Consider the following 22,169-nt stretch of genomic DNA (forward strand, 5'->3'; position numbering starts at 1 on the left):
CTTTATGACCCTTATATAGGGCTTTTCTTATCCCTATATATAGGGGGTCATAAAGTCATAAATTCATCGAAGGCCAGAAACCACGCGGATTTCAGTCGCATGACCGTGATAGAAATCGAGGTCATAAACGGTCATAAAGGTCATAAAATTCATCACTGCACCTCGACCTTTAGCAGGGCCGCGCTAACGTAGGCGCCCGGCTCGGTGGGGTGCTGAATGATTTCCCCGTCGTTCACAAGCTGCAGCAACAGTTCTCCACGGGCGTCCTTGTCCAGATTCCTGAATGGCTTGCAGGCCATTGGTAGATAGCCCTGCTTGATGCCCTTCGGGCCGGCCTTGGTGATTGCAGCCAACGTCTTCTCGTAGGCAGTGCTACGGCCCTCCTCGCTACTCCCCAACTTCATGGCCTGCAGGACTTCGAAGGTGCTGCCCAGGACGAACTGGGCGGCCCAGTCGAGGATGTCGCGGGTGACGATCGGAGAGCCAGGGTTTCCCCAGGCGGCCAGGGTGCAGGCCAGGCGGCGCAGGATGACGCGCGCGCCATGAAGGATCGGCCGCATGTTGCGGTGCGAGGACAGCGCGTCGATGGCGGCGTAGTGTTCGACCGGCTGCGCTTGGAAGATAACTGGCTTTAGGGTCGGGATCAGGCCGGCATTGCCGTTGAAGACGGTGACAAGGTCGAGCTCATTGGTACCGGTCGGAAGGGCACGGACCCGGCGAATGTGGTTGATCAGCCACTCGGGTGTTGGTTCGCTGCGCGGGTCATCGTTGAAATCAACATTGACCCGTGCGAACAGCATGGTCTCGATCAGGCCGCGCCCGGACTGCGCCTCGGAGAAGATGTTGGCCAAGTCGTTGTCGGCGGCGAAGGCCAGCAGGTTGAAAGCCGGCTTGTGAATGACAGGCTGGTCGTCCTCGAGCTCGGACTTCTTCAGGCCCGCCTCTTCAGGCGCATCGAGAACCCATACCTGCTTGTTGAAACCCTGACCGATCAGGATGCCGACGTGCTCGACCGCGGCGAACTGAGGGCCGAAGAACTTGCGCCCCCACTCTGCAGCCAGATAGAGGCTGGCCGGCGAACGGTGCAGCGTCTTGAAGAATCCACTGGGAGAGCTGATGCGCTGCTCACGCAGCAGCTTGCGCAGACCAGCATCATGGAAGATGCGGCCGACGGCATTCATGATCGGGCCGATCTCGCTGTAGCTCTGCGCAGAGACCAGCTGGTTGAGGTGGCAGCCATCGCCCATGCTCGACTCGTACAGGCGCGAGGCGGCCAGCGCGGCGACGCTGATGGCAGCCATCTGCGTAGCAATGCCGTGGCGCGCACCGGTGACATGCCCGATCCACTCTGCCACCGCGTCAAGGCCAGGCACCGGGAACGGCAGGACGTCGCGCTTACCGAGTTCGGTGATGATTCGCTTGCCGCCATTTGCTGCTGACAGCTCGGCCAGATAGGCGTCGTCGACTTGGCGAAGCTCAGGCTTAGCGGCGCGAGGATTCTCCCAGCCGTTGGCTTGGGCATCGGCGAACAGGGCCGCGTGGGTAATGCCATCAAGGCCCCTGTTCTTGAAAGAACGCCAGACGCGGACCTGATCAACTGGATCGAACTTGTGTGCCCACTGGCGGGACCAGTCGGACCAAGTGTCGAAGGCCCACTGATAATCGCCCGTCGAGTGCAGGGCCATGCCAACGCGGTACCAGCTGTCGCGCGACTCACCGTTGATGAATTGGAGAGCGCTCTGCAGGTCCTCGGCGAGCTCCTGGGTCAGCTTGTTCTCTGCTGCCGCCGTCTGCTCAGGTGCCTTGGCATTGGCGCGGAAGAGATCACGCAGCCAGTTCGGCATCGGGCTCGGGCAGGCGCCATCCAGAGGGCTGCTGGAGACTTCCCACTCATAGCTACTGCCGGAGATGTGGTTCGACGGCGCCACCATGATGTAGCCGTTGACCTTCACGTCGACGCCCTTCCCCAGGGTGCCGGGGAGCGAGCCAGCAAGGTTGGCCGGCAACGCGAATACGCGGTGCTCGCCACCACCGCCGGTGAAGGCCAGGACGTCAGAGCTAAGCTCGCCGTGCTGCGCTTCGACTTGCTCGATGGTGAACAGGCCGCCATTGCGCGGGTCGATGTCGATCGCCACTAGCGAGGACTTCGCCATGTGCACGGCGATGTTGGCGTCCGGCACGGCGGCCCACCACTGAGCGATCACTTCCGGATCCAGCGTGGCGGCCTCCTGGCCATGCGGGACCATGTGGCCAATGGGATGCTTGCCGGGCGACTTGCAGGGCTTGCCACATGCGCAGGCGCCGTCACGAATCGGCCAGCAGGGGAACACGTGCCATCCCATGCGGGCGTATGCCAGCGCGGCAACCTTGGGCGAGTCGGAGAGGTGAATGACGGCAGCCATTGGGTAATTCCTTTGAGGCCCTCAGGCCTACCCTTTTGAGGCCCTGTCGGAGTCCCTATTGAGGGGCACCAACTGCAAGACCTTCGCTTTTTTGCGTCCAACAACAGAGGTGGCGCCGTTGGAAACAGCAGAAATACAGATTTCATTCAGGGCCTTCTCGAAGCTCCAGCCATTGGCGAGCATCAGCCCCTGAATTCGCCGTCGCGTCTCTGGCGACAGCTTCTCGGGATCGAAAAGCATTGGGCCCTCCAGAGGGCCTTCAGCCCGCGATATCTTCGTGGTCGTTCTGGAGCTCTTCGATGGCGCCGTTGGCTACTGCCCACTCGATCAGTTCGTAGAGGTATGTGGCGTGCTGTCGGCGGGACTTGTGCGCCGCCTTGCGCAGGATTCGATCCAGCACCGGTTCGAACCGGACCTTCACGGGGATGGCGCGTTTCTGGGATTGGTCGAGATACATGCACAGGGCTCCTATGCGATTTGTTTCGTCTTCAGGCTCCACATGGGAGCCGCTGTAAAGGTCGGAACCTCGCTGATAGGCTGGAAGCTCTCACCCAACACAGCGAACCAGGAGGTTCCGATGTCCATAACTCCGCTAGGCACTCTCAACGTCAGCTGCCCGCAATGCGGAAGCACACAGATCGTCCAGTCCGGCGAAGCCAACTCGAAGAACGAGCTTTTCACCTGCACTGGATGCAATGCCGCCTTCACCCGCGATTCCCTCGCAGAAGGCTTCATCAACACGGATGAGGCTCAGGCCGCTATCCGAGAGAAGGCGCTCAAGGCTGCTCAGGAAGTCATCGCGAAGCTCAAGCGGTAATCGCTCCAAGGTCTGCCTGACCTTCTGCTCGAAGTCGCTGAGGTCGGCGTAGACCTGGACCTTGAGTTCCTGGATAGCCATGGGGGGCTCCTATGCGGCTAAGGGGTGTTCGAAGAAGTAATTGGCAAGCTTCTGCACGGTGCTGATCCGTGGATCGGAGGTCGTCCGGCTGGCCATCTTGCTGATCGTGAAATAAGGCACCCCGGAGGCCTTGCTGATCTCCGGCCAGTCGCCCTTGCGAAGCTCAAGCTGGCTCAGCACAAACCCATTCAGGTCACGGCTGGCTTCATTGCGTGTGGATTTGGTTTTCATGGGAATGCCTTTTCTAGCTATTCGCGGCTAGGTTAGCCGTTTATAGCTAGCAACGTCAAGCCGCACGCGGCTAACCGCAAGTGGCATCCTTTAGGGATAAATTGACAGGAAAGGATTGATGGCTTCGATCGAGCAGGTTCTCGCCAATAACCTCAAATTCTTAATGGCTTCAAACCCAGATGTCGGGACCCAGCCGAAGCTTGAGCTGCGCTCAGGCGTTGGTCAGTCCACAATTGGACGTATACTGCGCGCTGATGGTGAGGCGAAGATCGGCACGGTTCGGGACCTCGCCAAGGTGTTCAAAATATCCGCAAAAGATCTTCTGGATGAAAGCCTCGTTGACAGGGTTAGCGGAAACTCCGACAACCTTTCCGGGACGCCCGGCCATGCTGGATTAGTGCCTTTAATATCGTGGGTTACCGCAGGGATGATGTACGAAGCGATTGATAACTTAGCCCCAGGCGATGCCGAGGAATGGCTGGAATCGCCTTTCCCTCACGGCAATAGCACATTCTGTCTTCGCATCCGCGGCGACAGCATGCATCCCGAATACAAGGACGGAGAGATCATCCAGGTCGACCCTGACGTAGCCGCTCAGCACAATGATGACGTGGTGGTCCGTACTCCAGATGGTCACACGACATTCAAGAGACTGCAGGAATCCCTGGAGGGACAGTTTCTGATCGCCCTTAACCCTGAGTTCCCAGATCGAATCATCAGGGTCCCAGAGGGGACAGTCATCTGCGGCGTGTGCACGGCAAGCTGGAAGGATCGTCGCCGCAAATAATTTCGCCTTAATTGCCAAAAGCCCGCCTTGAGCGGGCTTTTTTGTGCCCGCCATTCAGACACTTAGCCAAGAACGAATTTTCTAGCCATTTATGGCTTGACGAGATAGCCATGCATGGTTAGATTTGTAGCCATGAACGGCTAACAGCCATTCATGATTAGCCGCCGATAGGTGGCAAGGGCCTCAAAAGGCCAGGCCGAGAGGCCGAAGCTCTTTAGCTCTACCCAAGGCAGCGATGGACAGGCCTCAACAGTCCAGAGGGATGGCAACTCTCCCGGGCGTGCAGCGTAAAGCGCCAAGACGAGTTTTCCGGCAGGCAGAGACCGTGGCTGGAGGAACAGACGAGACACGCCGCGCGAGAGGCCAGTAGCTGAGCGCGGCGGGAAAGCATCACTGAAGCGCCTGAGTGATCGGGCGCTTTGGGATGACAACCAGGAGAACCACCATGGCAAAGCGTCCCACCAACAAAGCGCGACTGAAGGTATGGACCGAATCCTCCACAGCTGAGATGGAGGGCGGCATCAAGGACTGTGCCTATTACCTGTTCATGTTCGTTCCCGAGGCAGACCGTGCGCAGCTTCTGGAAGACATGAAGCAGTGGCACGAAGAGGTAACTGCGAAGTAACGCCCTCCGGTGCATCGAACCTTGGAGTCATGAGGGGAGCGTATCGGCCGGAACGCGAACACCGGTTAGCTGCCAGCGGATCGCGCCGCATCAGATACGACAGCTATAGGCGCATAAGCCTCTCGGTACGCTCCCCCATGGCTCCGCATACAGGAGAAAGAGATGAGCAACATCAAATACACGGACGATGGGAAGAAGGTTCTCGTCCTTGGCAAGCTCAATGCTGAGCAATCCATTGTTCAAGAAGTTTTCGTCAGCGAAGGGCAGGAAATCCCTAGCGGCGAGAACTTCGTCGTCAAAAGCCTGCACGACAAGCCGGTTGAGTCGTGGAAGGAAAAGCACCTGCGTGAGCTTCAACAGAATTACGACGCACAACGCAAAGACCTGGAGCTTCAGATTAGCCAGCAACAGCAGCGGCTGTGCATTGCTCGGGACAAAGCCAAGCATCATGCCAATGCTCTGTTCAAGTTCGTCGAGAACTCTGACGAAGGCTCGCTAGGCCTGCTGAAGAAGGTCATGTCTGGGCAGGTAACCCACATCTTCGTTTCCGGTTACTCGCCAGAAATCTTCGAGTGGGATGGCGGCAAGGGCGTGTATGAAGAAGACCGAAACTACAACCGAGTTGAGGTAAAGGGCATCAAGCTTCTGTCCCTGTACGGCTATTCAGACGGCGACCTTGAGTATCGGCTGCATAGCTACCGAGACGGGAGTGGCGGAAGTCAACAAGTATTCCCGACTTGCAGCTACGAGGAAGCTCTGAAGCTTGCTCAGGCCGAATGTGATGAGCAGGCGACTACCTACCTAGAGGACAACCGCAGATCGTTCCCTCTTGAATCCTGGAAGAAGATCGAAGGCATCGTTATCCCGCAAGCGGTAATCGACAAGTGCGACGCCGAGGCGGACGCGCATCGCCGCAAGCGGATCGATAACCTCAAGAAGGAATTGGCTGAACTTGAGGCCAAGGCCACCGCCTAACGCGCCCTTGCGCATACACACACTGGAGGCGAGATGAGCGAACGAACCTATCCCTATACCGCATGGGTCCTTCAGCCAAGCTTCAAGCCAAAGCAGGTTGAATTTGTGCGGAACTACGTCACATGGGGGCGCGACTACGGAGACGAATCTGCTTCGGGGAAAATCTACATGAAAGGCGACATCTTCCCCACCAAGGAAGATGTCATCAACGAGGGTTGGCGCCGCGTAGAGAAGCAGGAAGCTGACCTCGAAAAGAAGCAAGAATCGCTGAACAAGAAAAAAACTGAGCTGACCAAGGCATCCACCTGACTTCCCCGGCAAGTACGCCACCCTTCAATGGGGATGAGTCCCGCGCAGCGGGAGATGTACTAGGTACCTGCGGCCGTCCCTGCTTCGGCATACGAAATGAGTCACTGAATGGGTCCGCGCCAAGTCAGTTGCCGGTGAGAATCCGGCCATCCCCACCCTACCCCTCATTAGCCCGGTCCTCCGGGCATTTTTTCGCTCTCTTTCGCGTGCCGACGTATCGCCGGCAGCCGAAAGCGCGCACACGCCCGGCCAGGGCTTATTGCATAGAAAGGAACGAATCATGACCCGCAAGAAAAAGAACGAGGCTGCTGAAGAAATCGTTACCGCCTACAAGGGCTTCAATCAGGACCTGACCTGTCGCGGCTACCAGTTCGAGATTGGCGGCACCTACAAGCACGAAGGTCCGGTGGAGGCCTGCGCGTCCGGCTTTCACTCGTGTGAATACCCGCTCGACGTGTTCGGCTATTACGCCCCTGGTCAGAGTCGCTTTGCCATGGTGAAAGCCTCCGGGCAGCTCAGCCGCCACGACGACGACAGCAAGATCGCCAGCGCCACCCTTGTGGTGGAGGCGGAGATCAGCGTGCCGACCATGATCTCGCGAGCCATTGATTGGATCATGGGTCGCTTGGATAGCTCCATTGAACAGGCCGTGGTAGGCGGTACAGCCAGCAACACCGGCAACCAATCGGCAGCCAGCAACACCGGCTACCAATCGGCAGCCAGCAACACCGGCAACCGCTCGGCAGCCAGCAACACCGGCTACCAATCGGCAGCCAGCAACACCGGCAACCGCTCGGCAGCCAGCAACACCGGCTACCAATCGGCAGCCAGCAACACCGGCAACCGCTCGGCAGCCAGCAACACCGGCTACCAATCGGCAGCCAGCAACACCGGCAACCGCTCGGCAGCCAGCAACACCGGCAACCAATCGGCAGCCAGCAACACCGGCTACCAATCGGCAGCCAGCAACACCGGCTACCAATCGGCAGCCAGCAACACCGGCAACCGCTCGGCAGCCAGCAACACCGGCAACCGCTCGGCAGCCAGCAACACCGGCTACCAATCGGCAGCCAGCAACACCGGCAACCGCTCGGCAGCCAGCAACACCGGCAACCGCTCGGCAGCCAGCAACACCGGCTACCAATCGGCAGCCAGCAACACCGGCTACCAATCGGCAGCCGAGGTGAGCGGGCAGGAATCCGTCGCCGCTTCCCTGGGCATCGAAGGCCGCGCTCGTGCATCTGCTGGCGGTGCCATCGTCCTCTGCCATCGCGACGGCGAAGGCCGCCTCATCCATATCCGCGCCAGCAAGGTTGGTGAGAACGGCGTCAAGCCCGATACCTGGTACCAGCTGAGCGCCGACGGTGAGTTCGTCGAATACGCCGAATAAGCAGGAGGTAGCGCCATGCATCGCAAGAGTCATTGGCGGTCGCTCCTCGACTGGCGCGATCCCGACTACGAAGAACAGCTTGCTGATCCGGTCCCTGACGACATCGACGATCAATCTGCATGGGCTGATCACGATCTCTTCGACGGGCCGCCTGCTTACGAAGGAACCGGCGGCGAATGCCGCCAGTGGAGGGCTGCATGACTACCCGTCCGGTTAAACCCCTGGTCGAAGATCAGGTTGAAGAGATCGAAGAGTTCGCCGCCCGAAGCATTCGTGCGGCTGTCGAGCTTGCTAGCCGTCACGGCTACCGCGATCCCATTTTCACCAACATCTGCGGCGACCTCTGCGTCATTCGCTTCCGGCGCCAAGGAAAAGAGGTCCGCCATGAAAGAGCTATTTGAGGCTTGGATCGACGCCAAGACTCGTGAATCGTCGGCCAATGCCGAGCGCGTCGCCATCGAGCAACAGATCGTCGCTGCAGTTGGCTGTCCAGACGAGGGCAGTAAGACCCAGAAGCTTGAAGGCTTCAAGGTCACCACGGGCGGAAAACTCACCTACAAGGCCGACATGCCGCAGCTCACCAACCTGGTCGAGCAGCTACCGCCGCACATGCGGCCCATCAAGAGCGAACCGAAGCTCGACGAAACCGGCTGCAAGTGGCTGCGCACCAACGAGCCCAGCCTCTGGGCGCTGATCGCGCCCGCCATCGAAACGAAGCCCGCCAAACCAACCGTGAAAGTCGAACGAATCAACGAGGAAAGCTGAAATGGCAATCTCGCTCGCATCCCTGAAGAAAGTCAGCAACGACCGGCCGCCGATCATCTGCATCCATGGCGGACCCGGCATCGGGAAAACCACCTTCGCCGCCAACTCGCCGGACTGCGTGTTTATCCGCACCGAGGATGGCCTGGGCAATATCGAGGCGAATGCCTTCCCGGTCTCCAACAGCTTTTCCGAGGTCATGGAAGCCATCGGCGCCCTGGCCGGCGAAGAGCACTCCTTCAAGTGGCTGGTGATCGACTCGCTGTCGGCCCTTGAGCCCTTGATCTGGGACGCAGTTGCCCGGGCCGAAGACAAGAAGAGCATCGAGGACCTTGGCTACGGCAAGGGCTACATCATGGCCCTGGATCGCTGGCGCGAACTGCTTGATGCACTCAGCTACTTGGCGTCCGAGAAAGGCGTCGGCTCGATCCTGATCGCCCACAGCGACATCGTGCGCTTCGAGCCGCCGGAGATGGCGGCCTATGACCGAGTGCAGATCAAGCTGCACAAGCGCGCCTTCCAACTGATCTACGAACGCGCCGACGTCATCGGCTACGCCGCGCCGGAAGTATTCCTGCGCCAGGACGGTGATCCGAAGTCCCTCAAGGGTGCTCGCAACATCGCCACCGGCACTGGAAATCGCTGGCTCAACCTGGTGGAGAAGCCCTCCTTCATCGCCAAGAACCGCTACCAGATGCCCGAGCGCCTCCCGCTCGAGTGGAACGCCTTTATCAGCGCATTGCTCAACCCGCAGGGCGCCGAACAACCCCAAGCAGTCAACCAGTAACGAGGAAACACACCATGGCACAACTCAACTTCAACGCCGCTGCAGTAGAACCCGCCCAGTCCTTCGAACTGATCCCGGCCGGCACCTATACCGCCATCATCGAAAGCTCGGACATCAAACCGACCAAGGCGAACAACGGCCACTACATCTCCCTGAAGCTCCAGATCATCGACGGCCAGTTCAAGGGGCGCCTGGTGTTCGCCAGCATCACCCTGGACAACCCAAACCAGCAGGCTGTGCAGATCGGCCAAGGACAGCTGTCGTCCCTCTGCCGAGCCGTCAACGTCATGCAATTGCAGGACACCAGCCAGCTGCATGACAAGCCGTTGCACATCAAGGTCGGCATCCGGAAGGACAGGACTGGTCAGTACCCCGATCAAAACGAGATCAAGGGCTACGAGTCGTGCACTGGTGGCGTTCCGACCCACACTCCGCCGGCGCACGTTGCCGCTGCCGCACAGCAACAATCGCAAGCCACTGGCGCAACGAAGGCTCCCTGGAGCCGCTGAGGTGCATCATGGCTGCCATGCCCGCGAACCTGCTGGCTGACCCAACCCTGGCAGCCATAGACGCGGCCCTGGTACAGGAGAAAGCAAAGGAGCCCAGGCGTACCTACTTGGGCTTCTCTGCGATTGGCCAGAGTTGCTCCCGGCGGCTCTGGTACTCCTTCCGCTGGGCCGAGAACGAAACCTTCAGCCCGCTTTCGGCGAAGGCCATCGAGGATGGCCACCGTGGCGAGGACATTCAGGCAGCTCGTCTGCGCATGGTTCCTGGAATCGAGCTCCACACCCATGACGAAAGCGGCAAGCAGTTCGGCTTCATCGCCCTTGGAGGACACTTCCGCGGCCACATGGATGGTGCGATACACGGAATCCTGCAGGCGCCGAAGACCTGGCACGTATGGGAGCACAAGCAGGTCAACGAGAAGAAGTTCGCCAAGCTGGATGCCTGCAAGGCGAAGCATGGCGAGAAAGACGCACTCCGCCATTGGGATCCCGTGTACTACGCCCAGGCGTTGCTCTACATGCGCTACACCGGCATGACGCGGCACTACCTCACCTGCGCTTCTCCTGGCGGTCGCACCACCACCAGCTGCCGCACCGACGAGAACACCGCCGAGGCCGATCGCCTGGTCGACAAGGCTGAGCGGATCATCTTCACCGACCGGCCACCAGAGCGCATGACCGAGGATCCGGCCTGGTTCGAGTGCAAGTGGTGTCCCTATTCCTCGCTCTGCCATGCCACTGCTGCCCCGCTGCCGAACTGCAGGACCTGCGCCCATGCCACACCGGCGCGCGACGGTACCTGGGTCTGCGAGCGGCACCACAAGACGCTGAGCAAGGACGACCAACTGGCCGGTTGCCAGGCTCATCGCTTCATTCCTGCCCTGCTTGACCGCTTTGCCGAGCCAATTGACGCCAGCGAAGACGACAACTGGATCGTCTACCGCAATACGCTGACGGGCGAGCAGTTCGTGAACGGCGCCGACGGCCTCTCCAGCGAAACCATCCACGACACCCTCGACAAGCGCCTGCTTGGCGCGAAGGAGAACGCTGCATGATTGTCCTGCGCGACTACCAGCAGGCTTCGATTGATGCACTGATCGATTGGTGGGACCGCCATCGTGAGGAGGACGCCGCGCCCCTCCTGGTGGTCCCCACCGGTGGCGGCAAAAGCCTCATCGCCGCCGCTATCACCAAGACCTTGTTCGACACCTGGCCTGAGTACCACCCGCGCACGGTGGTGATCGTCCCCAGCAAGGAGCTGGCCGAGCAGAATGCGGAGAAGCTCAAGGCGATGCTTCCGCGCACCATCAAGGTCGGTTACTACAGCGCGAGCATTGGTCGCCGCCAGCCGGATGCCGACGTGATCGTCGCCACCATCGGCAGCGTGGCCAAGCATGCCCACGTCCTGGGCAACATCAAATGCGTGATCGTGGACGAGGCTCACCTGATCAATCCGAAGGACGCCGGCCTGTATCGGCAGTTCCTCAACGACCTGGGCAAGTACTGCAGCTTCCGCCTGGTCGGCATGACCGCCACGCCATTCCGCGGCAACGGCGTCTGGCTGACGGATAGCGAAGAGGCGCTGTTCACCGGGATAGCCTACGAGATCCGCATGCAGACCCTCTTGGATGCCGGCCACCTCTCCCCGCTGGTGCTTCCGGCCGAAGTGATTAGCACCCAGATCGATACCGGCTCGGTCAAGCTGAGCAATACCGGCGATTACAACATCCGTGATCTCTCCGATGCGGTTTCCGGGTACCTCGACGGCGCCGCGGAAGAAGCCGTCCGCCTTGCCGCTGAGCGGAACAAGTGGATTGCGTTCTGCGCCACCGTAGCTAACGCCGAACAGCTTCGCGACCTTCTGCGCGATCGCGGGATCACCTGCGAAGTCGTCACCGGCGAAACGAAGAAACCCATCCGCGAGCAGCTGATCGCCCGCTTCCGCGCCGGCCACATTCGCTGCCTGGTCACCGTTCTAGCCCTGGCGACCGGCTTCGACGTGCCCGACGTGGACTGCATCCTCTGGCTACGCCCGACGCGCTCGCCAGTTCTGTACTGCCAGGGGGCCGGCCGCGGTCTTCGCATCGCTCCCGGAAAATCGGACTGCCTGTGGCTGGACTTCTCCGACACGACTTCGCGCCTTGGCCCGCTGGACCAGATACGTGGGCGAAAACGCGGCTCCGGCAGCGGTCTCGGGGCCCCTTACGTCCTCTGCGAAAACTGCGGTCTTCAGGTGAAGCCGGCCTCATCGCTCACCTGCCCCGATTGCGGACACATCCTGCGCACCGAAGAGGAAAAGCAGTTCGAAGGGGTGTCCGACGCCGCCATCCTCAGTGGCAGCAAGCCCGCTGTCGTGCGCCATCCCATCACCGGCGTCGACTACGCCCAGCACTTCAAGGCCGGGAAGCCGGACACATTGCGCGTCATCTACTGGTCGGGCCTGCGCATCGTAGCCAAGGAATGGGTGTGCCTCAGCCACGAGGGATATGCCAGAGCCAAGGCCGAGTTGTGGTGGAAGCGCAGACAACCAGAAGGGTTCGACTTCACCCCAGGCAGTACCGAGCAGGCCATTGAGTGGTTGCGCGACGGCTTCAAGTTACTCGAGCCGCTGGCCATCCAGGTGAATGAGACAGGCAAATACCCGGAGATCGTCGGTTATGAATTTGACCCAGTTGAACAGCCAGAAGGACGCCATGCGGGAGATGTTGCGGAAGCTTGAGGCTATCGACGTGAAGTGCGGCACCTGCAAGCACTGCCACGGCAAGACGTGTCTGAAGTACATGTCCGACCCGCCGGACGATGTGCGCGCCAAGGGATGCGAGGAGTGGGAGTTTGATGGGGTGCCATTCTGATGAGCAAAGAGTCAATGGGACGGCTCGGCAAAGCAGAGCTTGTCCTCGCCTACGAACTCCGCGCCGCTGGCTACGACTGGCCCCACATCGCAAGCGGCCTCGGCGTTGACCCTGACCACCTTCGCAAGCGCGTCCGCCAGGCTGAGCTCAATGGCCTGAGCGCCCCTCGCCTTCCGCGATAACCCACCACTTCCGCCACTCGCTGCACTCGCGGCGCGGCGGCGCTCTACCTGGAGAAACCCAATGCAAGCAGTCATCTACGCCGGCCTGCGCAATCCAGGCCGCGACCAACTGATCTTCAACGCCTTGGTCAGCAAGCCCGTCAGCGAAGTCGCAGAAGAGTTCTGCTGCGCTCCGAGCACTATCCGGGCAGCGGCCAAGCGTATCGCTGATCTGAACGTCTATGAGCTCCGCCTGACAGGGGGGGGTAAAGACATCCCCGTTGGACAAGTGGCCGCCAAGTCATTTCGGCGCGCTGCGCTGGGAGCCTATCGCCATTTCTGCGGGACCTTCCGCCATCTGGAGCTTCCGAGCTGGTCCGTCACTGATGGCACCAGCGCCATCTCCATTCAGGAGCTTCGCAACCTTGACAGCGGCAGTGCCTAGGTAACGGAAGACGACAAGGAGTAACGCCATGCCGGCGGCCTACTACAACGAGATCGATCCCTACGCCGCCCAGTGGCTCCGCAACCTGATCGCCGCCGGCCACATCGCGCCAGGCGACGTCGACGAACGATCCATAGAGGACGTGCACCCCGATGACCTCCGCCCTTACACCCAATGCCACTTCTTCGCCGGCATCGGCGTCTGGTCTCTCGCCCTTCGCCGCGCCGGCTGGCCAGATGATAGACCTGTTTGGACCGGTTCCTGTCCGTGCCAACCTTTCTCCACGGCAGGCGCGGGAGCTGGGTTTGATGACCCGCGCCATCTCTGGCCGCATTTTGCCTGGCTCATCCGCCAGCGCCGCCCTGGAGAAATCCTTGGTGAGCAGGTTGCAAGCAAGGACGCAGAGCCTTGGCTCGACCTTGTACAAACTGACCTGGAAGCCATGGATTATGCCTTCGGGGCTGTCGCGTTTCCGTCTGCGGGCGTCGGTGCCCCGCACATCCGTGACCGCACGTACTGGGCGGGGAACGCCAACAGCGAACGAGTGTGGCGGGACGGCCGAGCGGTTTCTGGAGCGGAAGAACCAACTCGGCAGAAAGTGCGGCGTCAGCCTGACGCCGCTGAATCTTCAGGTGCAATTGGCGACATGGGCAACGCCGGCGGCCAGAGACTTGGTGAGCGCATCAGCCTCGGAGGAGTTTCTGGCCGAGCGCCTGGAGCAGTCCCGGGGCAAGCCACTCAGCGAGCAGGCATTTACCTTGGTGGGATGGCCAACCCCGACAGTTCAGAACGCGAAGCACGCCACCTTCTCGCCGGCGGCCCAAGCGAAAGCAGCGAAGGGAGAGTGGACTCTCTGCTCCATGGCTGCGATATCAGACGGCCCGGCCCGGTTAACGGCATGTGGGCAGATGCTGACTGGCTCTTCTGCCGGGATGGAAGGTGGCGGCCAGTTGAACCCGGCACATTCCCGCTGGCTAATGGGGCTCCCTCCCGAGTGGGACGCCTGCGCGCCTACGGAAACGCCATCAATGTTGAGGCGGCGACGCAGTTCATAGGGGCCTACCTGGAGGCGATCGCCTGAACCTCTCCAGCCTTCACCCGCTCCGCCATGGCCTTCGCCTTATCCACGCAGTCATACACCATCCCAACGGCGTACATCAGTTCGGTCAGTCTCTCATCCGGCAAGGTCTTTGCCACCTGACCGATCAGGTAAGCAGCCTCATCCGCTCGGGCGGCGATGTCTCTCAGCTCTCGCCGTAGCTGCTGATTCGGTCTACTCAGGCCCACGGCTCTGCCCTCCATCGAAACCAGACAATCAGCATAGCTCGCTGATTCCTACCCCACTCCATGCCATTGCGCCACTACGGCGCGAGGACGCGTCATGTCTGAAAAACCGCTGAAGGCCTACCACGTAGGCGAAGGCTCCGAAGGGGAGCATGTGATCGTCTTCGCCACCAGCGGGGCGGCCGGCCGCCGGAAAGGTGGCAATGAGCTGAACCTTGAGTTCGAGGAGGTCGAGTTCTGCCGCCGCGCGCCTTGGGCTGATGAGTTTGCCGGCCAGCGCTTCATCCCGGCCAAGGTCTATCACGAGAACGGCTGGTGGCTGTACTGCAATCACTGTGAGGCCCGGCTCTACGAGGACGCCGAGGACGCCGACGGCAACCGGCGACAGCTTGTCTACGACGGGCAGCACGCCTACTGCGACCAGGCCTGTAAGGATGGGCATGAGCGGGAGATCGCCGACGCCAATGCGAAGGGCGAATCCTTCAAGGCAAAAGCCCTGCAGGAGCGCCCGTACCTGACCTTCACGAAGTGGAACGTCGGTTGGCCACGGATCACTCAAAGCGCGGAGTACACCTTCCCCGGCGGGAAGTACGGCGGCTCAGTCAGAGACGAAGGCGACGGGCAGCTGCAGTGGTACATCGCCCAGGCCGATCAGGAAGCCTGGAACGCCTTCCAGGCGCAGCAAGCAGCCTGACCCTCCGCAACAAATTACCCTTTTCCGGAAACTCTTTTCCGCGCCAGCAGGCGCCGAGGACAAGTCATGCCCTTAGAAAAATCCGCGACTCAGCGTCGAATCGCTGAGTTGGTAGACCCGCACGCCCATTACACGGCTCAGGCCGAACAGGCGCAGTTCCACGCCGAAGCACTCGACCTTCTACGCCGCCTGAAGGTCTACGCCGACCGCAGCGCATCCCCTATCGCGCATGACCTCTGCGTCGAGGCCTGCGAGTTCATCGCCAAGCACACGAAGAAGGAGGCAGCATGAGCAAGGAACTGGAACGGCACAGCACGAACATGGCAATTCAAGCGCTCCGCACTGGTCTGCGCACTCTGGCCGACTACATCGGGCCCAAGTGCCGAAATGCGGTGGAGGTCGCCATGGCCACGACCGCAAACGACGACGCTGCACAGCACCCCGAGCAGGCAGAGGATGACATCAAAAAACTGATCGTTCTGCTGCGCCATGGTGACGCTATGCCTGGCGAGCAGGATCTTGCAGCTGATCACTTGGAGCGACTGTTGAAGGCCGAGCAGGCAGAGGGCGCGCAGGGGGAGCGGGAGATGTTTGAGGCTCGTTATGCCGGATCGTTTGATCTGACTCGTGACGAGGAAGAGCCGGATGACTACAGAAACAAGTTCGTGGACGAATTCTGGCAGGGCTGGAAAGCCCGCGCCGCCCTGGCGCAACCCTCCCCGGCGCCGGAGCTGGAGCGGCCGGAGGTGGTGGCGTGGTCGAACTGGAAAGTAGGGACCCGCTCTCATGTCCCGTTCCGTACCGAAGTAGAAGCGGCACGCTCGGTGAATGCCTCCGAGATCGCCGCAACTCAGGAAGGGCCGTACAGCGTAGAGCCGCTGATGACCGTCGCCCAGCACGACCGCATCGTCGGGGCGCTGCAGCGCCAGGTTTCGGCGCTCGCACTCGGGGCCGAGCAGGCAATGGAGCAGCGCGACGCCGCCCAGGCCAGGGTGGCGGAGCTGGAGAGGCAGGAGCCTGCACTTTGGTTCTGGCTTGAGCGCGGTGACGAGTCCAACGACTACGCTCGCCGTGCGCGATACACCGCGAAACGCCCAACCAACATGCAGGCCGACCTTGGCATGATACCGTACTACGCCGCCCCGGTCGCCCAGGCTGGGCAGGTGCCGGAGGCGCTGCGCGAAGGCTTCATGACGTCGTGCTCTGGAGGCGGGAAATACGAGGTGAAGATTCAGTTCTCCAACCTCAAGGATGCCCAGGAATCGCACAACTTCCTGGTGAAGCTGCTCGCCGCCGCGCCGGCGCAGGGAGATTGACCATGAGCGGACGATACCTGTACTGCCAGAACCCAAGCTGCGGCGTGTATCTCGGCAGCCTAGGTGGGAATAGCTGCTGGATATGCGGCTGGAACGCTGGCCGAGATGAGGATGGCAGCGATGAGTGACGTGAAGCGCTTGAATTTCACCGTATCCCAGTTCGAAAGCGTTGTGCCGTATGCGTCAGAACACGGCCAATACGTCCGCTTTGCGGACTACGCCAAGCTCGAAGCCGAGGCCCAGGCGCTCAGGGAGGAACTGAAGAACCGCACCGCCGAGTGCAACGGCCTGCACGAAATGCTGCGTCAGGAGCATGACCGAACGGAGAAGGCTCGGGAGGAAGTCGCAGCCCTGCTCGGCGAGGGGAAGGAGCATGAGTGAGATGAAGCCTGCTGCATACCTGATCAGCAACGCCACTGCGCGAGAGCTGCGATTCGAAGCACTAGCCAGCGATGACAAATGGCATTCATACACGACGCCACCGGTTGAGACGGCGCTCTACGCCATCCCCGTTGACCAGGTGCTGGTGCGGAGGGAGTTGCTGGAGCGCGTCTGCGCAGACCGCAGCCTCTTGCCAGGCCACAACATGGCGATCAACGCCATTGACGAACTCCGCGCCATCCTCCAGCGCTAACCCCGCCGGCTCATAGAAGCTCATAGCCGGCTCATATCCCTTAACCGCACACCCGTATGGGAGGTAGTGCTGTGTCCGACATTCAAGCAACCTACATCGAAGTGAGCGCCGAAGTGCGCTATTGGGAAGACGCCAAGATCAACGGGCAGGAGGACAGCGAAGGTGATCTGGTGCCGTTTCGTCGTGGCGACCTCTGGTGTCCAGTGATCCGTCTGGAAGACGGCATGGTGACGGACTGGCCGGCAGGCATCGTAGCCGATATCCACTACAAGGTTTGCGATGCCGGGGAGTACTGGCTGCTGGACGAAGGCCGCCTTCGCGTAGCCAAGTGGGCCGGATACTACGTACCAGACGACTTCCTTTGCCCGAACGAGAACGGCTACGGCGACTACATCATCCTCAAGGTAGGTGCCGACGGCTTGATCAAGGGATGGAGCAAGCCTGATATCGAGTGGGGAAACCGTGAGGATGATCAGGCAGCCTGGAAGCGCCTCAAGGAGGACGACCGTGCCTGACATTCGAGAAGAGTTTGAAGCATCCATGCTAGCCATCTGGCGAAAAACGGAAGGTCCATTCGCTGACCTGATGTTTGATCGACGACGGAATAATGAGTACGTCCAGCAAGTCACACGGGAATGCTGGCAAGCCTGGAAAGCCAGCCGCGCGGCTCTGAGGGTGGAGCTGCCGGAAGCGCAGTTCATCGGCAACCAGTCCTGCCACAACCTCGCCTACTACGCAGAGGACGTGAAAGAAGCCCTCCGGCAAGCCGGAATCGAGGTGAAGTGAATGAGCCATACGCTTGAGAAAGTCATGCGCGTCTACGACGAGGAAGGCGTGTACATCGAGATTCGGCAGAACCCGGACTCTCCAACTGACAGTCTCGAACTCCATACGACTGGAAGCGAGGCGTGTGAAGCATGGTACGGGAAGCAAAGCATCATGCTGACGGGCAAAGAGCACGCGCTTGCTCTGGCCAAGGCCATTACCGAAATGGCGGAGATGATCCAATGACCGACACCAACAAGCTGAAGGAGCTGGCGGAGCAGTGCCTAGCAAATCCATCCGGCATAGGCGGCGAAGACTCGGCATTCCGAGCCGCCGCCAACCCTCAAGTCATCCTCGAGCTGATTGCCGAGGTGGAGCGGCTGCGCTCGGCTTTGTCGGCACCGGAAACGATTACTGCAGAGCCTGCCAGCGACTACGACACGCTACGTAAGCAGTTCATGTCCCTCCGCACGTTGGCCAACAGCAACGCCAAGATGGTTCATCACTGGCGGCAGCAATCAGGCATCGAGATGCGGGAGACACTGCTGGTCAACGCCGAGAACGTCAATGCGGAGCGAACCATAAACGAGCAACTGACCTACAGCCTTCTGGATGCAGAGGACAAGGCAGACCGGCTCAAGGCGGAGAACGAGGCGCTGCGCAAACAGCTTGAGCAGGTGCATCCGTTCAAGTTTGCCGGCCAGCATGAAGGACATTACCTCAAATGCGCGGCGTGCGGCGGCTATCACTATGGTCTGCCTGCGGGTATGCCATGCCCGAAGAGCGCTGCGGTTGCATACGACGCAGCCCTGGAAGGAGGCGGGAGATGAGCGAATGGATCAGCGTGAATGATCTGCTTCCGGCGGAGGATCAATGCGTCCTTGTGTGGGTGGACGGCGGTATCGAGTTCGCCACTCAGCACAACAGCTTCTTCGTGGATGAATTCCACGACCTGCTTGACGTAACCCACTGGATGCCACTCCCCTCCCCACCCTCCGCATAACCCCACCCCACTCACATCTCCGCACTGCGAATAGATGAGGTATTGCCATGAAGACCGCAATCTACATCGAGGACGGCGTAGTCCAGCTGGTCATCACGCCGGAAGGCGAGTTCGAGAAGAACGCGCTGAAGTCGTTCGAGAACAAACCCATGGAAGCCAAGGTGTTCGCCGGGGCGTTCTATGACTGCCGCGGCGGATGGACTAGACAGACGGAGCACTACACACCGCGGTATGGCTGTGCTGATAGCAACGACAGAAGTCTGATCATCCGCATGGCGGAGAAGGTAGAGACGAAATGAGCGCAGCAGAGAAGATCGCCAATGACGATCATGACAAGCTGACCGAGGAGCAATTCGCAGAGTTCCTCGGAACGACGGTGGCTGCGCTGAGAACGCGCCGCTTCCGTAAGCAAATTCCTGAAGGCGTCTGGATGAAACTCGGACGCGAAACCATCTACAGCAAACGGAGATACGACGAATGGCTGGAAAGCCAGTGGATCTGCCCACCGGGGTGGAAATCTTCCGCAACTCCCTCCGCGTCCGCTTCACATGGAACGGTCGTCGCCACAGTGAAACGCTCCAGTTTCCCGTCACGCCGAAAGGCATCCAAGCTGCATCCCGACTGCGTACTAAGGTAGTCGGCCTGATCAAGATGGGGCTGATGGACGACGCTACCTACGCGGAGCACTTCCCCACGTCGTCCAAGGCCTCTGACGTGAACTCCTTCGGCGGCTATGCCCAGCTCTGGCTGGATAGCCGGGGGATGACGAAGGGCACCAGAAACAACTATCTCAGCGCGCTGAATCTCTACTGGCAGCCTCACCTTGCCAAGACCCGCCTCGACCTGATCACCACTACCCTACTTCGCCAGATCATCACCGAGACTGAGTGGAGCTCTCCCGCGGTGAAGCGAAACGCAATCGTCCGCCTATCCACTGTCCTGAAGTCGGCTGTCTCGGACGGGCTGCTTGCCAAGAACCCGGCTGAAGCCATCGAACTGCCTCGTCGGTCACGGAAGGAGGTTGATCCTTTCACCCAAGATGAGGCAGATAGCATCATTGCCGCCATGTATGCCCGTGACCATTGGCCGACAAGCATCTACGCCGCGCTGTACGAGTTCATGTTCTACAGCGGTGTGCGTATCGCTGAGGCCTTAGCGCTGCAGTGGGATGCCGTGGACATTGAACGCAAGCACGTCCGGGTGTTCCGCGTAGTAGCCTTGGGTGAAGTTGAAGAGCGCACAAAGACCCACAAGTCGCGCACCGTGCTGCTCAATCATCGTGCTATCCATGCCCTGGAGTTCGCCAAGGCATACGCCGAGCGCCGCAAGACAAGCGAGAGCCGCGTTAAGACGACTCCATTTGTCTTCCCGCCATCCAAAAACTCCGAGTACGTGAAGCAAACGTCGGACATCCACCATCAATGGAGGCCTACCCTCAAGGCTTTGGGTATCCGGTACCGGCGGCCATACAACTGCAGGCATACCTATGCGACAATGTGCTTAATGTCCGGAATGAATCCCGCCTTCATCGCGCAACAACTGGGCAATACAGTCCAGATGCTGCTGTCCACCTACGCCCGCTGGATCAACTCAGGCTCCGATTGGAGCGAAATCGCGAAGCTCGAAATAGGTATCAAATCGGTATCAGGCTGATCCAGAAGCTCGCAAGTTATTGATAGGTAAGTACCTTGATCTCTACCGCTAACATCACCATGCAGTTTGGCGCCAAGCCGCTGTTCGAAAACGTTTCCGTCAAGTTCGGCAACGGCAACCGCTACGGCCTGATCGGCGCCAACGGTTGCGGCAAGTCCACCTTCATGAAGATCCTTGGCGGCGAACTGGAGCCCTCGAGTGGCCAGGTCATGCTGGAAAACGGCGTGCGCCTGGGCAAACTGCGCCAGGACCAGTTCGCCTATGAAGACTTCAGCGTGATCGACACCGTGATCATGGGCCACGAGGAGCTGTGGAAGGTCAAGGCCGAGCGTGATCGCATCTACTCCCTGCCGGAGATGAGCGAGGAAGACGGCATGGCCGTGGCCGAGCTGGAAGTCCAGTTCGCCGAGTTCGACGGCTACACCGCCGAATCCCGCGCCGGCGAGCTGCTGCTGGGCCTGGGCATTCCGCTGGACCAGCACTTCGGCCCGATGAGCGCCGTCGCTCCGGGCTGGAAGCTGCGCGTGCTGCTGGCCCAGGCGCTGTTCTCCGATCCGGACCTGCTGCTGCTCGACGAGCCGACCAACCACCTGGACATCAACACCATCCGCTGGCTGGAAAACATCATCACGGCGCGTAACAGCACCATGATCATCATTTCCCACGATCGCCACTTCCTGAACAGTGTCTGCACCCACATGGCGGACCTGGACTACGGCGAGCTGCGCCTGTTCCCGGGCAACTACGATGAGTACATGACCGCGGCCGAGCAGGCCCGCGAGCGCCTGCTGTCGGACAACGCCAAGAAGAAGGCGCAGATCGCCGAGCTGCAGACCTTCGTCAGCCGCTTCTCGGCCAACGCCTCCAAGGCCAAGCAGGCCACCAGCCGTGCGCGCCAGATCGACAAGATCCAGCTGGAAGAGGTTAAGCCGTCCAGCCGCGTCAGCCCGTTCATCCGCTTTGAGCAGCACAAGAAGCTGCACCGCCAGGCGGTCACGCTGGAAAAGGTCAGCCAGGGCTTCGACGGCACCGCGCTGTTCAAGAACCTGAGCATGCAGGTGGAAGCCGGCGAGCGCATCGCCATCATCGGCCCCAACGGTATCGGCAAGACCACCCTGCTGCGCACCCTGGTCGGCGAAATGGCGCCGACTACCGGCGAAGTGAAGTGGACCGACAGCGCGGACGTGGGCTACTTCGCCCAGGACCACGCCGAGGACTTCGAGGACGATTACAACCTGTTCGACTGGATGGCCCAGTGGACCCAGGGCGGCGAGCAACTGGTGCGCGGCACCCTCGGCCGCATGCTGTTCTCCAACGACGACATCAAGAAGTCGGTGAAGGTCATCTCCGGTGGCGAACAGGGCCGCATGCTGTTCGGCAAGCTGATCCTCAAGCGCCCCAACGTGCTGGTGATGGACGAACCGACCAACCACCTGGACATGGAGTCGATCGAGTCGCTCAACCTGGCGCTGGAAAACTATCCGGGCACCCTGATCTTCGTCAGCCATGACCGTGAGTTCGTCTCCTCCCTGGCGACCCGCATCATCGAACTGTCGGAAAATGGCGTGACCGACTTCAGCGGTACCTACGACGACTACCTGCGCAGCCAGGGCGTGATCGTCTGATTACTCCCCTGCCCGGATGAAAAAGCCCCGCTCTGTGCGGGGCTTTTTCTTGGGCGCATTCTAGT

At 60.5% G+C, this 22,169-nt stretch carries 32 protein-coding genes; 28 read left to right on the forward strand and 4 right to left on the reverse strand.

All coding sequences use genetic code 11. The features are described 5' to 3' along the window. Window positions 1-152 precede the first annotated feature (152 nt). The 3 genes from LDJ84_RS16185 to LDJ84_RS16195 are packed head-to-tail and all read right to left on the reverse strand — an operon-like array spanning window position 153 to window position 2,859. Window positions 153-2,402: a bifunctional DNA primase/polymerase gene (locus LDJ84_RS16185; protein WP_226045026.1), complete on the reverse strand. Its 2,250-nt coding sequence runs from the start codon at window positions 2,400-2,402 to the stop codon at window positions 153-155. Between the two features lie 27 nt (window positions 2,403-2,429). After that, on the reverse strand, window positions 2,430-2,642 hold the full coding sequence (locus tag LDJ84_RS16190; RefSeq protein WP_226045027.1) for a hypothetical protein: 213 nt from the start codon (window positions 2,640-2,642) through the stop codon (window positions 2,430-2,432). 19 nt (window positions 2,643-2,661) lie between these two features. Continuing rightward, window positions 2,662-2,859 (reverse strand): hypothetical protein, encoded by a 198-nt coding sequence (locus LDJ84_RS16195; RefSeq protein ID WP_226045028.1) that lies wholly within the window; start codon window positions 2,857-2,859, stop codon window positions 2,662-2,664. 120 nt (window positions 2,860-2,979) lie between these two features. Between LDJ84_RS16195 and LDJ84_RS30945 the strand changes: the two genes are divergently transcribed. Continuing rightward, a complete protein-coding gene (locus LDJ84_RS30945) occupies window positions 2,980-3,219 on the forward strand; it encodes an IS1 family transposase (RefSeq protein ID WP_226045029.1) in 240 nt (79 codons plus the stop codon). A gap of 90 nt (window positions 3,220-3,309) precedes the next feature. Here the strand turns inward: LDJ84_RS30945 and LDJ84_RS16205 are convergent, their stop codons facing one another. Continuing rightward, window positions 3,310-3,531 (reverse strand): hypothetical protein, encoded by a 222-nt coding sequence (locus tag LDJ84_RS16205; protein WP_226045030.1) that lies wholly within the window; start codon window positions 3,529-3,531, stop codon window positions 3,310-3,312. A gap of 118 nt (window positions 3,532-3,649) precedes the next feature. On the opposite strand from LDJ84_RS16205, the gene LDJ84_RS16210 reads away from it, so the two are divergent. The 27 genes from LDJ84_RS16210 to LDJ84_RS16340 all read left to right on the forward strand — a co-directional run bounded on the left by LDJ84_RS16210 (window position 3,650) and on the right by LDJ84_RS16340 (window position 22,104). Continuing rightward, window positions 3,650-4,318: a helix-turn-helix domain-containing protein gene (locus LDJ84_RS16210; protein ID WP_226045031.1), complete on the forward strand. Its 669-nt coding sequence runs from the start codon at window positions 3,650-3,652 to the stop codon at window positions 4,316-4,318. Between the two features lie 445 nt (window positions 4,319-4,763). After that, window positions 4,764-4,943, forward strand: coding sequence for a hypothetical protein (locus LDJ84_RS16215; RefSeq protein ID WP_226045032.1), 180 nt, complete (start codon window positions 4,764-4,766; stop codon window positions 4,941-4,943). A gap of 162 nt (window positions 4,944-5,105) precedes the next feature. Beyond that, complete coding sequence (locus tag LDJ84_RS16220) at window positions 5,106-5,918, forward strand: hypothetical protein (RefSeq protein WP_226045033.1); 813 nt, start codon at window positions 5,106-5,108, stop codon at window positions 5,916-5,918. A 33-nt stretch (window positions 5,919-5,951) separates the two neighbouring features. Beyond that, a complete protein-coding gene (locus LDJ84_RS16225) occupies window positions 5,952-6,227 on the forward strand; it encodes a hypothetical protein (protein WP_226045034.1) in 276 nt (91 codons plus the stop codon). A 280-nt stretch (window positions 6,228-6,507) separates the two neighbouring features. After that, entirely contained in the window at window positions 6,508-7,617 is a 1,110-nt protein-coding gene (locus LDJ84_RS16230) for a hypothetical protein (protein WP_226045035.1), read from the forward strand. A 15-nt stretch (window positions 7,618-7,632) separates the two neighbouring features. Then, window positions 7,633-7,818 carry a hypothetical protein gene (locus LDJ84_RS16235; protein WP_226045036.1) on the forward strand — a complete coding sequence of 62 codons (186 nt, stop codon included), beginning with the start codon at window positions 7,633-7,635 and terminating at the stop codon, window positions 7,816-7,818. Then, complete coding sequence (locus LDJ84_RS16240; protein WP_226045037.1) at window positions 7,815-8,018, forward strand: hypothetical protein; 204 nt, start codon at window positions 7,815-7,817, stop codon at window positions 8,016-8,018. The genes LDJ84_RS16235 and LDJ84_RS16240 overlap by 4 nt, the downstream gene beginning before the upstream one ends. Further along, a complete protein-coding gene (locus LDJ84_RS16245; protein ID WP_226045038.1) occupies window positions 8,002-8,382 on the forward strand; it encodes a hypothetical protein in 381 nt (126 codons plus the stop codon). The genes LDJ84_RS16240 and LDJ84_RS16245 overlap by 17 nt, the downstream gene beginning before the upstream one ends. Window position 8,383: 1 nt before the next feature. Beyond that, window positions 8,384-9,166 carry an ATP-binding protein gene (locus tag LDJ84_RS16250; RefSeq protein WP_226045039.1) on the forward strand — a complete coding sequence of 261 codons (783 nt, stop codon included), beginning with the start codon at window positions 8,384-8,386 and terminating at the stop codon, window positions 9,164-9,166. Window positions 9,167-9,180: 14 nt separating this feature from the next. Then, on the forward strand, window positions 9,181-9,675 hold the full coding sequence (locus LDJ84_RS16255; RefSeq protein WP_226045040.1) for a DUF669 domain-containing protein: 495 nt from the start codon (window positions 9,181-9,183) through the stop codon (window positions 9,673-9,675). Window positions 9,676-9,683: 8 nt separating this feature from the next. Then, entirely contained in the window at window positions 9,684-10,727 is a 1,044-nt protein-coding gene (locus LDJ84_RS16260) for a hypothetical protein (protein ID WP_226045041.1), read from the forward strand. Next, window positions 10,724-12,391, forward strand: a complete 1,668-nt coding sequence (locus LDJ84_RS16265; RefSeq protein ID WP_226045042.1) for a DEAD/DEAH box helicase — start codon at window positions 10,724-10,726, stop codon at window positions 12,389-12,391. Before LDJ84_RS16260 ends, LDJ84_RS16265 begins: the two co-directional genes overlap by 4 nt. Before the next feature lie 376 nt (window positions 12,392-12,767). After that, window positions 12,768-13,130, forward strand: coding sequence for a hypothetical protein (locus LDJ84_RS16270; protein ID WP_226045043.1), 363 nt, complete (start codon window positions 12,768-12,770; stop codon window positions 13,128-13,130). 28 nt (window positions 13,131-13,158) lie between these two features. Next, on the forward strand, window positions 13,159-14,211 hold the full coding sequence (locus LDJ84_RS16275) for a DNA cytosine methyltransferase (protein ID WP_226045044.1): 1,053 nt from the start codon (window positions 13,159-13,161) through the stop codon (window positions 14,209-14,211). 300 nt (window positions 14,212-14,511) lie between these two features. Beyond that, window positions 14,512-15,108, forward strand: coding sequence for a hypothetical protein (locus tag LDJ84_RS16280; RefSeq protein ID WP_226045045.1), 597 nt, complete (start codon window positions 14,512-14,514; stop codon window positions 15,106-15,108). A 66-nt stretch (window positions 15,109-15,174) separates the two neighbouring features. Then, window positions 15,175-15,399: a hypothetical protein gene (locus LDJ84_RS16285; RefSeq protein WP_226045046.1), complete on the forward strand. Its 225-nt coding sequence runs from the start codon at window positions 15,175-15,177 to the stop codon at window positions 15,397-15,399. Continuing rightward, entirely contained in the window at window positions 15,396-16,424 is a 1,029-nt protein-coding gene (locus LDJ84_RS16290; protein WP_226045047.1) for a hypothetical protein, read from the forward strand. Before LDJ84_RS16285 ends, LDJ84_RS16290 begins: the two co-directional genes overlap by 4 nt. A 120-nt stretch (window positions 16,425-16,544) precedes the next feature. Next, complete coding sequence (locus LDJ84_RS16295; protein WP_226045048.1) at window positions 16,545-16,805, forward strand: hypothetical protein; 261 nt, start codon at window positions 16,545-16,547, stop codon at window positions 16,803-16,805. Then, complete coding sequence (locus LDJ84_RS16300) at window positions 16,798-17,058, forward strand: hypothetical protein (protein WP_226045049.1); 261 nt, start codon at window positions 16,798-16,800, stop codon at window positions 17,056-17,058. Before LDJ84_RS16295 ends, LDJ84_RS16300 begins: the two co-directional genes overlap by 8 nt. Window positions 17,059-17,129: 71 nt before the next feature. Continuing rightward, entirely contained in the window at window positions 17,130-17,573 is a 444-nt protein-coding gene (locus LDJ84_RS16305; RefSeq protein ID WP_226045050.1) for a hypothetical protein, read from the forward strand. Beyond that, window positions 17,566-17,844 (forward strand): hypothetical protein, encoded by a 279-nt coding sequence (locus LDJ84_RS16310; RefSeq protein ID WP_226045051.1) that lies wholly within the window; start codon window positions 17,566-17,568, stop codon window positions 17,842-17,844. Before LDJ84_RS16305 ends, LDJ84_RS16310 begins: the two co-directional genes overlap by 8 nt. After that, entirely contained in the window at window positions 17,845-18,069 is a 225-nt protein-coding gene (locus LDJ84_RS16315; RefSeq protein ID WP_226045052.1) for a hypothetical protein, read from the forward strand. It abuts the gene before it with no gap. Next, complete coding sequence (locus tag LDJ84_RS16320; protein WP_226045053.1) at window positions 18,066-18,653, forward strand: hypothetical protein; 588 nt, start codon at window positions 18,066-18,068, stop codon at window positions 18,651-18,653. The genes LDJ84_RS16315 and LDJ84_RS16320 overlap by 4 nt, the downstream gene beginning before the upstream one ends. Further along, on the forward strand, window positions 18,650-18,826 hold the full coding sequence (locus tag LDJ84_RS16325; RefSeq protein ID WP_226045054.1) for a DUF551 domain-containing protein: 177 nt from the start codon (window positions 18,650-18,652) through the stop codon (window positions 18,824-18,826). The genes LDJ84_RS16320 and LDJ84_RS16325 overlap by 4 nt, the downstream gene beginning before the upstream one ends. A gap of 47 nt (window positions 18,827-18,873) precedes the next feature. Further along, window positions 18,874-19,125 carry a hypothetical protein gene (locus tag LDJ84_RS16330; RefSeq protein WP_226045055.1) on the forward strand — a complete coding sequence of 84 codons (252 nt, stop codon included), beginning with the start codon at window positions 18,874-18,876 and terminating at the stop codon, window positions 19,123-19,125. 178 nt (window positions 19,126-19,303) lie between these two features. After that, window positions 19,304-20,479 (forward strand): site-specific integrase, encoded by a 1,176-nt coding sequence (locus LDJ84_RS16335; RefSeq protein WP_226045056.1) that lies wholly within the window; start codon window positions 19,304-19,306, stop codon window positions 20,477-20,479. A 35-nt stretch (window positions 20,480-20,514) separates the two neighbouring features. After that, entirely contained in the window at window positions 20,515-22,104 is a 1,590-nt protein-coding gene (locus tag LDJ84_RS16340; RefSeq protein WP_226045057.1) for an ABC-F family ATPase, read from the forward strand. The last annotated feature ends 65 nt before the right edge of the window (window positions 22,105-22,169 follow it).

The organism is Pseudomonas sp. HS-18 (assembly GCF_020401845.1).
Classification (GTDB): Bacteria; Pseudomonadota; Gammaproteobacteria; order Pseudomonadales; family Pseudomonadaceae; genus Pseudomonas; species Pseudomonas nitroreducens.

Bases quoted from the DNA above. Each gene is read 5' to 3' on its own strand.
- LDJ84_RS16205 (WP_226045030.1), bottom strand. From the start codon at position 3,531: ATGAAAACCAAATCCACACGCAATGAAGCCAGCCGTGACCTGAATGGG.
- LDJ84_RS16195 (WP_226045028.1), bottom strand. From the start codon at position 2,859: ATGTATCTCGACCAATCCCAGAAACGCGCCATCCCCGTGAAGGTCCGG.
- LDJ84_RS16320 (WP_226045053.1), top strand. From the start codon at position 18,066: ATGACCGACACCAACAAGCTGAAGGAGCTGGCGGAGCAGTGCCTAGCA.
- LDJ84_RS16260 (WP_226045041.1), top strand. From the start codon at position 9,684: ATGGCTGCCATGCCCGCGAACCTGCTGGCTGACCCAACCCTGGCAGCC.
- LDJ84_RS16185 (WP_226045026.1), bottom strand. From the start codon at position 2,402: ATGGCTGCCGTCATTCACCTCTCCGACTCGCCCAAGGTTGCCGCGCTG.
- LDJ84_RS16315 (WP_226045052.1), top strand. From the start codon at position 17,845: ATGAGCCATACGCTTGAGAAAGTCATGCGCGTCTACGACGAGGAAGGC.
- LDJ84_RS16220 (WP_226045033.1), top strand. From the start codon at position 5,106: ATGAGCAACATCAAATACACGGACGATGGGAAGAAGGTTCTCGTCCTT.
- LDJ84_RS16295 (WP_226045048.1), top strand. From the start codon at position 16,545: ATGAGTGACGTGAAGCGCTTGAATTTCACCGTATCCCAGTTCGAAAGC.
- LDJ84_RS16230 (WP_226045035.1), top strand. From the start codon at position 6,508: ATGACCCGCAAGAAAAAGAACGAGGCTGCTGAAGAAATCGTTACCGCC.
- LDJ84_RS16330 (WP_226045055.1), top strand. From the start codon at position 18,874: ATGAAGACCGCAATCTACATCGAGGACGGCGTAGTCCAGCTGGTCATC.
- LDJ84_RS16250 (WP_226045039.1), top strand. From the start codon at position 8,384: ATGGCAATCTCGCTCGCATCCCTGAAGAAAGTCAGCAACGACCGGCCG.
- LDJ84_RS16300 (WP_226045049.1), top strand. From the start codon at position 16,798: ATGAGTGAGATGAAGCCTGCTGCATACCTGATCAGCAACGCCACTGCG.
- LDJ84_RS16275 (WP_226045044.1), top strand. From the start codon at position 13,159: ATGCCGGCGGCCTACTACAACGAGATCGATCCCTACGCCGCCCAGTGG.
- LDJ84_RS16265 (WP_226045042.1), top strand. From the start codon at position 10,724: ATGATTGTCCTGCGCGACTACCAGCAGGCTTCGATTGATGCACTGATC.
- LDJ84_RS16255 (WP_226045040.1), top strand. From the start codon at position 9,181: ATGGCACAACTCAACTTCAACGCCGCTGCAGTAGAACCCGCCCAGTCC.
- LDJ84_RS16225 (WP_226045034.1), top strand. From the start codon at position 5,952: ATGAGCGAACGAACCTATCCCTATACCGCATGGGTCCTTCAGCCAAGC.
- LDJ84_RS16215 (WP_226045032.1), top strand. From the start codon at position 4,764: ATGGCAAAGCGTCCCACCAACAAAGCGCGACTGAAGGTATGGACCGAA.
- LDJ84_RS16240 (WP_226045037.1), top strand. From the start codon at position 7,815: ATGACTACCCGTCCGGTTAAACCCCTGGTCGAAGATCAGGTTGAAGAG.
- LDJ84_RS16210 (WP_226045031.1), top strand. From the start codon at position 3,650: ATGGCTTCGATCGAGCAGGTTCTCGCCAATAACCTCAAATTCTTAATG.
- LDJ84_RS16285 (WP_226045046.1), top strand. From the start codon at position 15,175: ATGCCCTTAGAAAAATCCGCGACTCAGCGTCGAATCGCTGAGTTGGTA.
- LDJ84_RS16335 (WP_226045056.1), top strand. From the start codon at position 19,304: ATGGCTGGAAAGCCAGTGGATCTGCCCACCGGGGTGGAAATCTTCCGC.
- LDJ84_RS16290 (WP_226045047.1), top strand. From the start codon at position 15,396: ATGAGCAAGGAACTGGAACGGCACAGCACGAACATGGCAATTCAAGCG.
- LDJ84_RS16270 (WP_226045043.1), top strand. From the start codon at position 12,768: ATGCAAGCAGTCATCTACGCCGGCCTGCGCAATCCAGGCCGCGACCAA.
- LDJ84_RS16235 (WP_226045036.1), top strand. From the start codon at position 7,633: ATGCATCGCAAGAGTCATTGGCGGTCGCTCCTCGACTGGCGCGATCCC.
- LDJ84_RS16190 (WP_226045027.1), bottom strand. From the start codon at position 2,642: ATGCTTTTCGATCCCGAGAAGCTGTCGCCAGAGACGCGACGGCGAATT.
- LDJ84_RS30945 (WP_226045029.1), top strand. From the start codon at position 2,980: ATGTCCATAACTCCGCTAGGCACTCTCAACGTCAGCTGCCCGCAATGC.
- LDJ84_RS16280 (WP_226045045.1), top strand. From the start codon at position 14,512: ATGTCTGAAAAACCGCTGAAGGCCTACCACGTAGGCGAAGGCTCCGAA.
- LDJ84_RS16245 (WP_226045038.1), top strand. From the start codon at position 8,002: ATGAAAGAGCTATTTGAGGCTTGGATCGACGCCAAGACTCGTGAATCG.
- LDJ84_RS16325 (WP_226045054.1), top strand. From the start codon at position 18,650: ATGAGCGAATGGATCAGCGTGAATGATCTGCTTCCGGCGGAGGATCAA.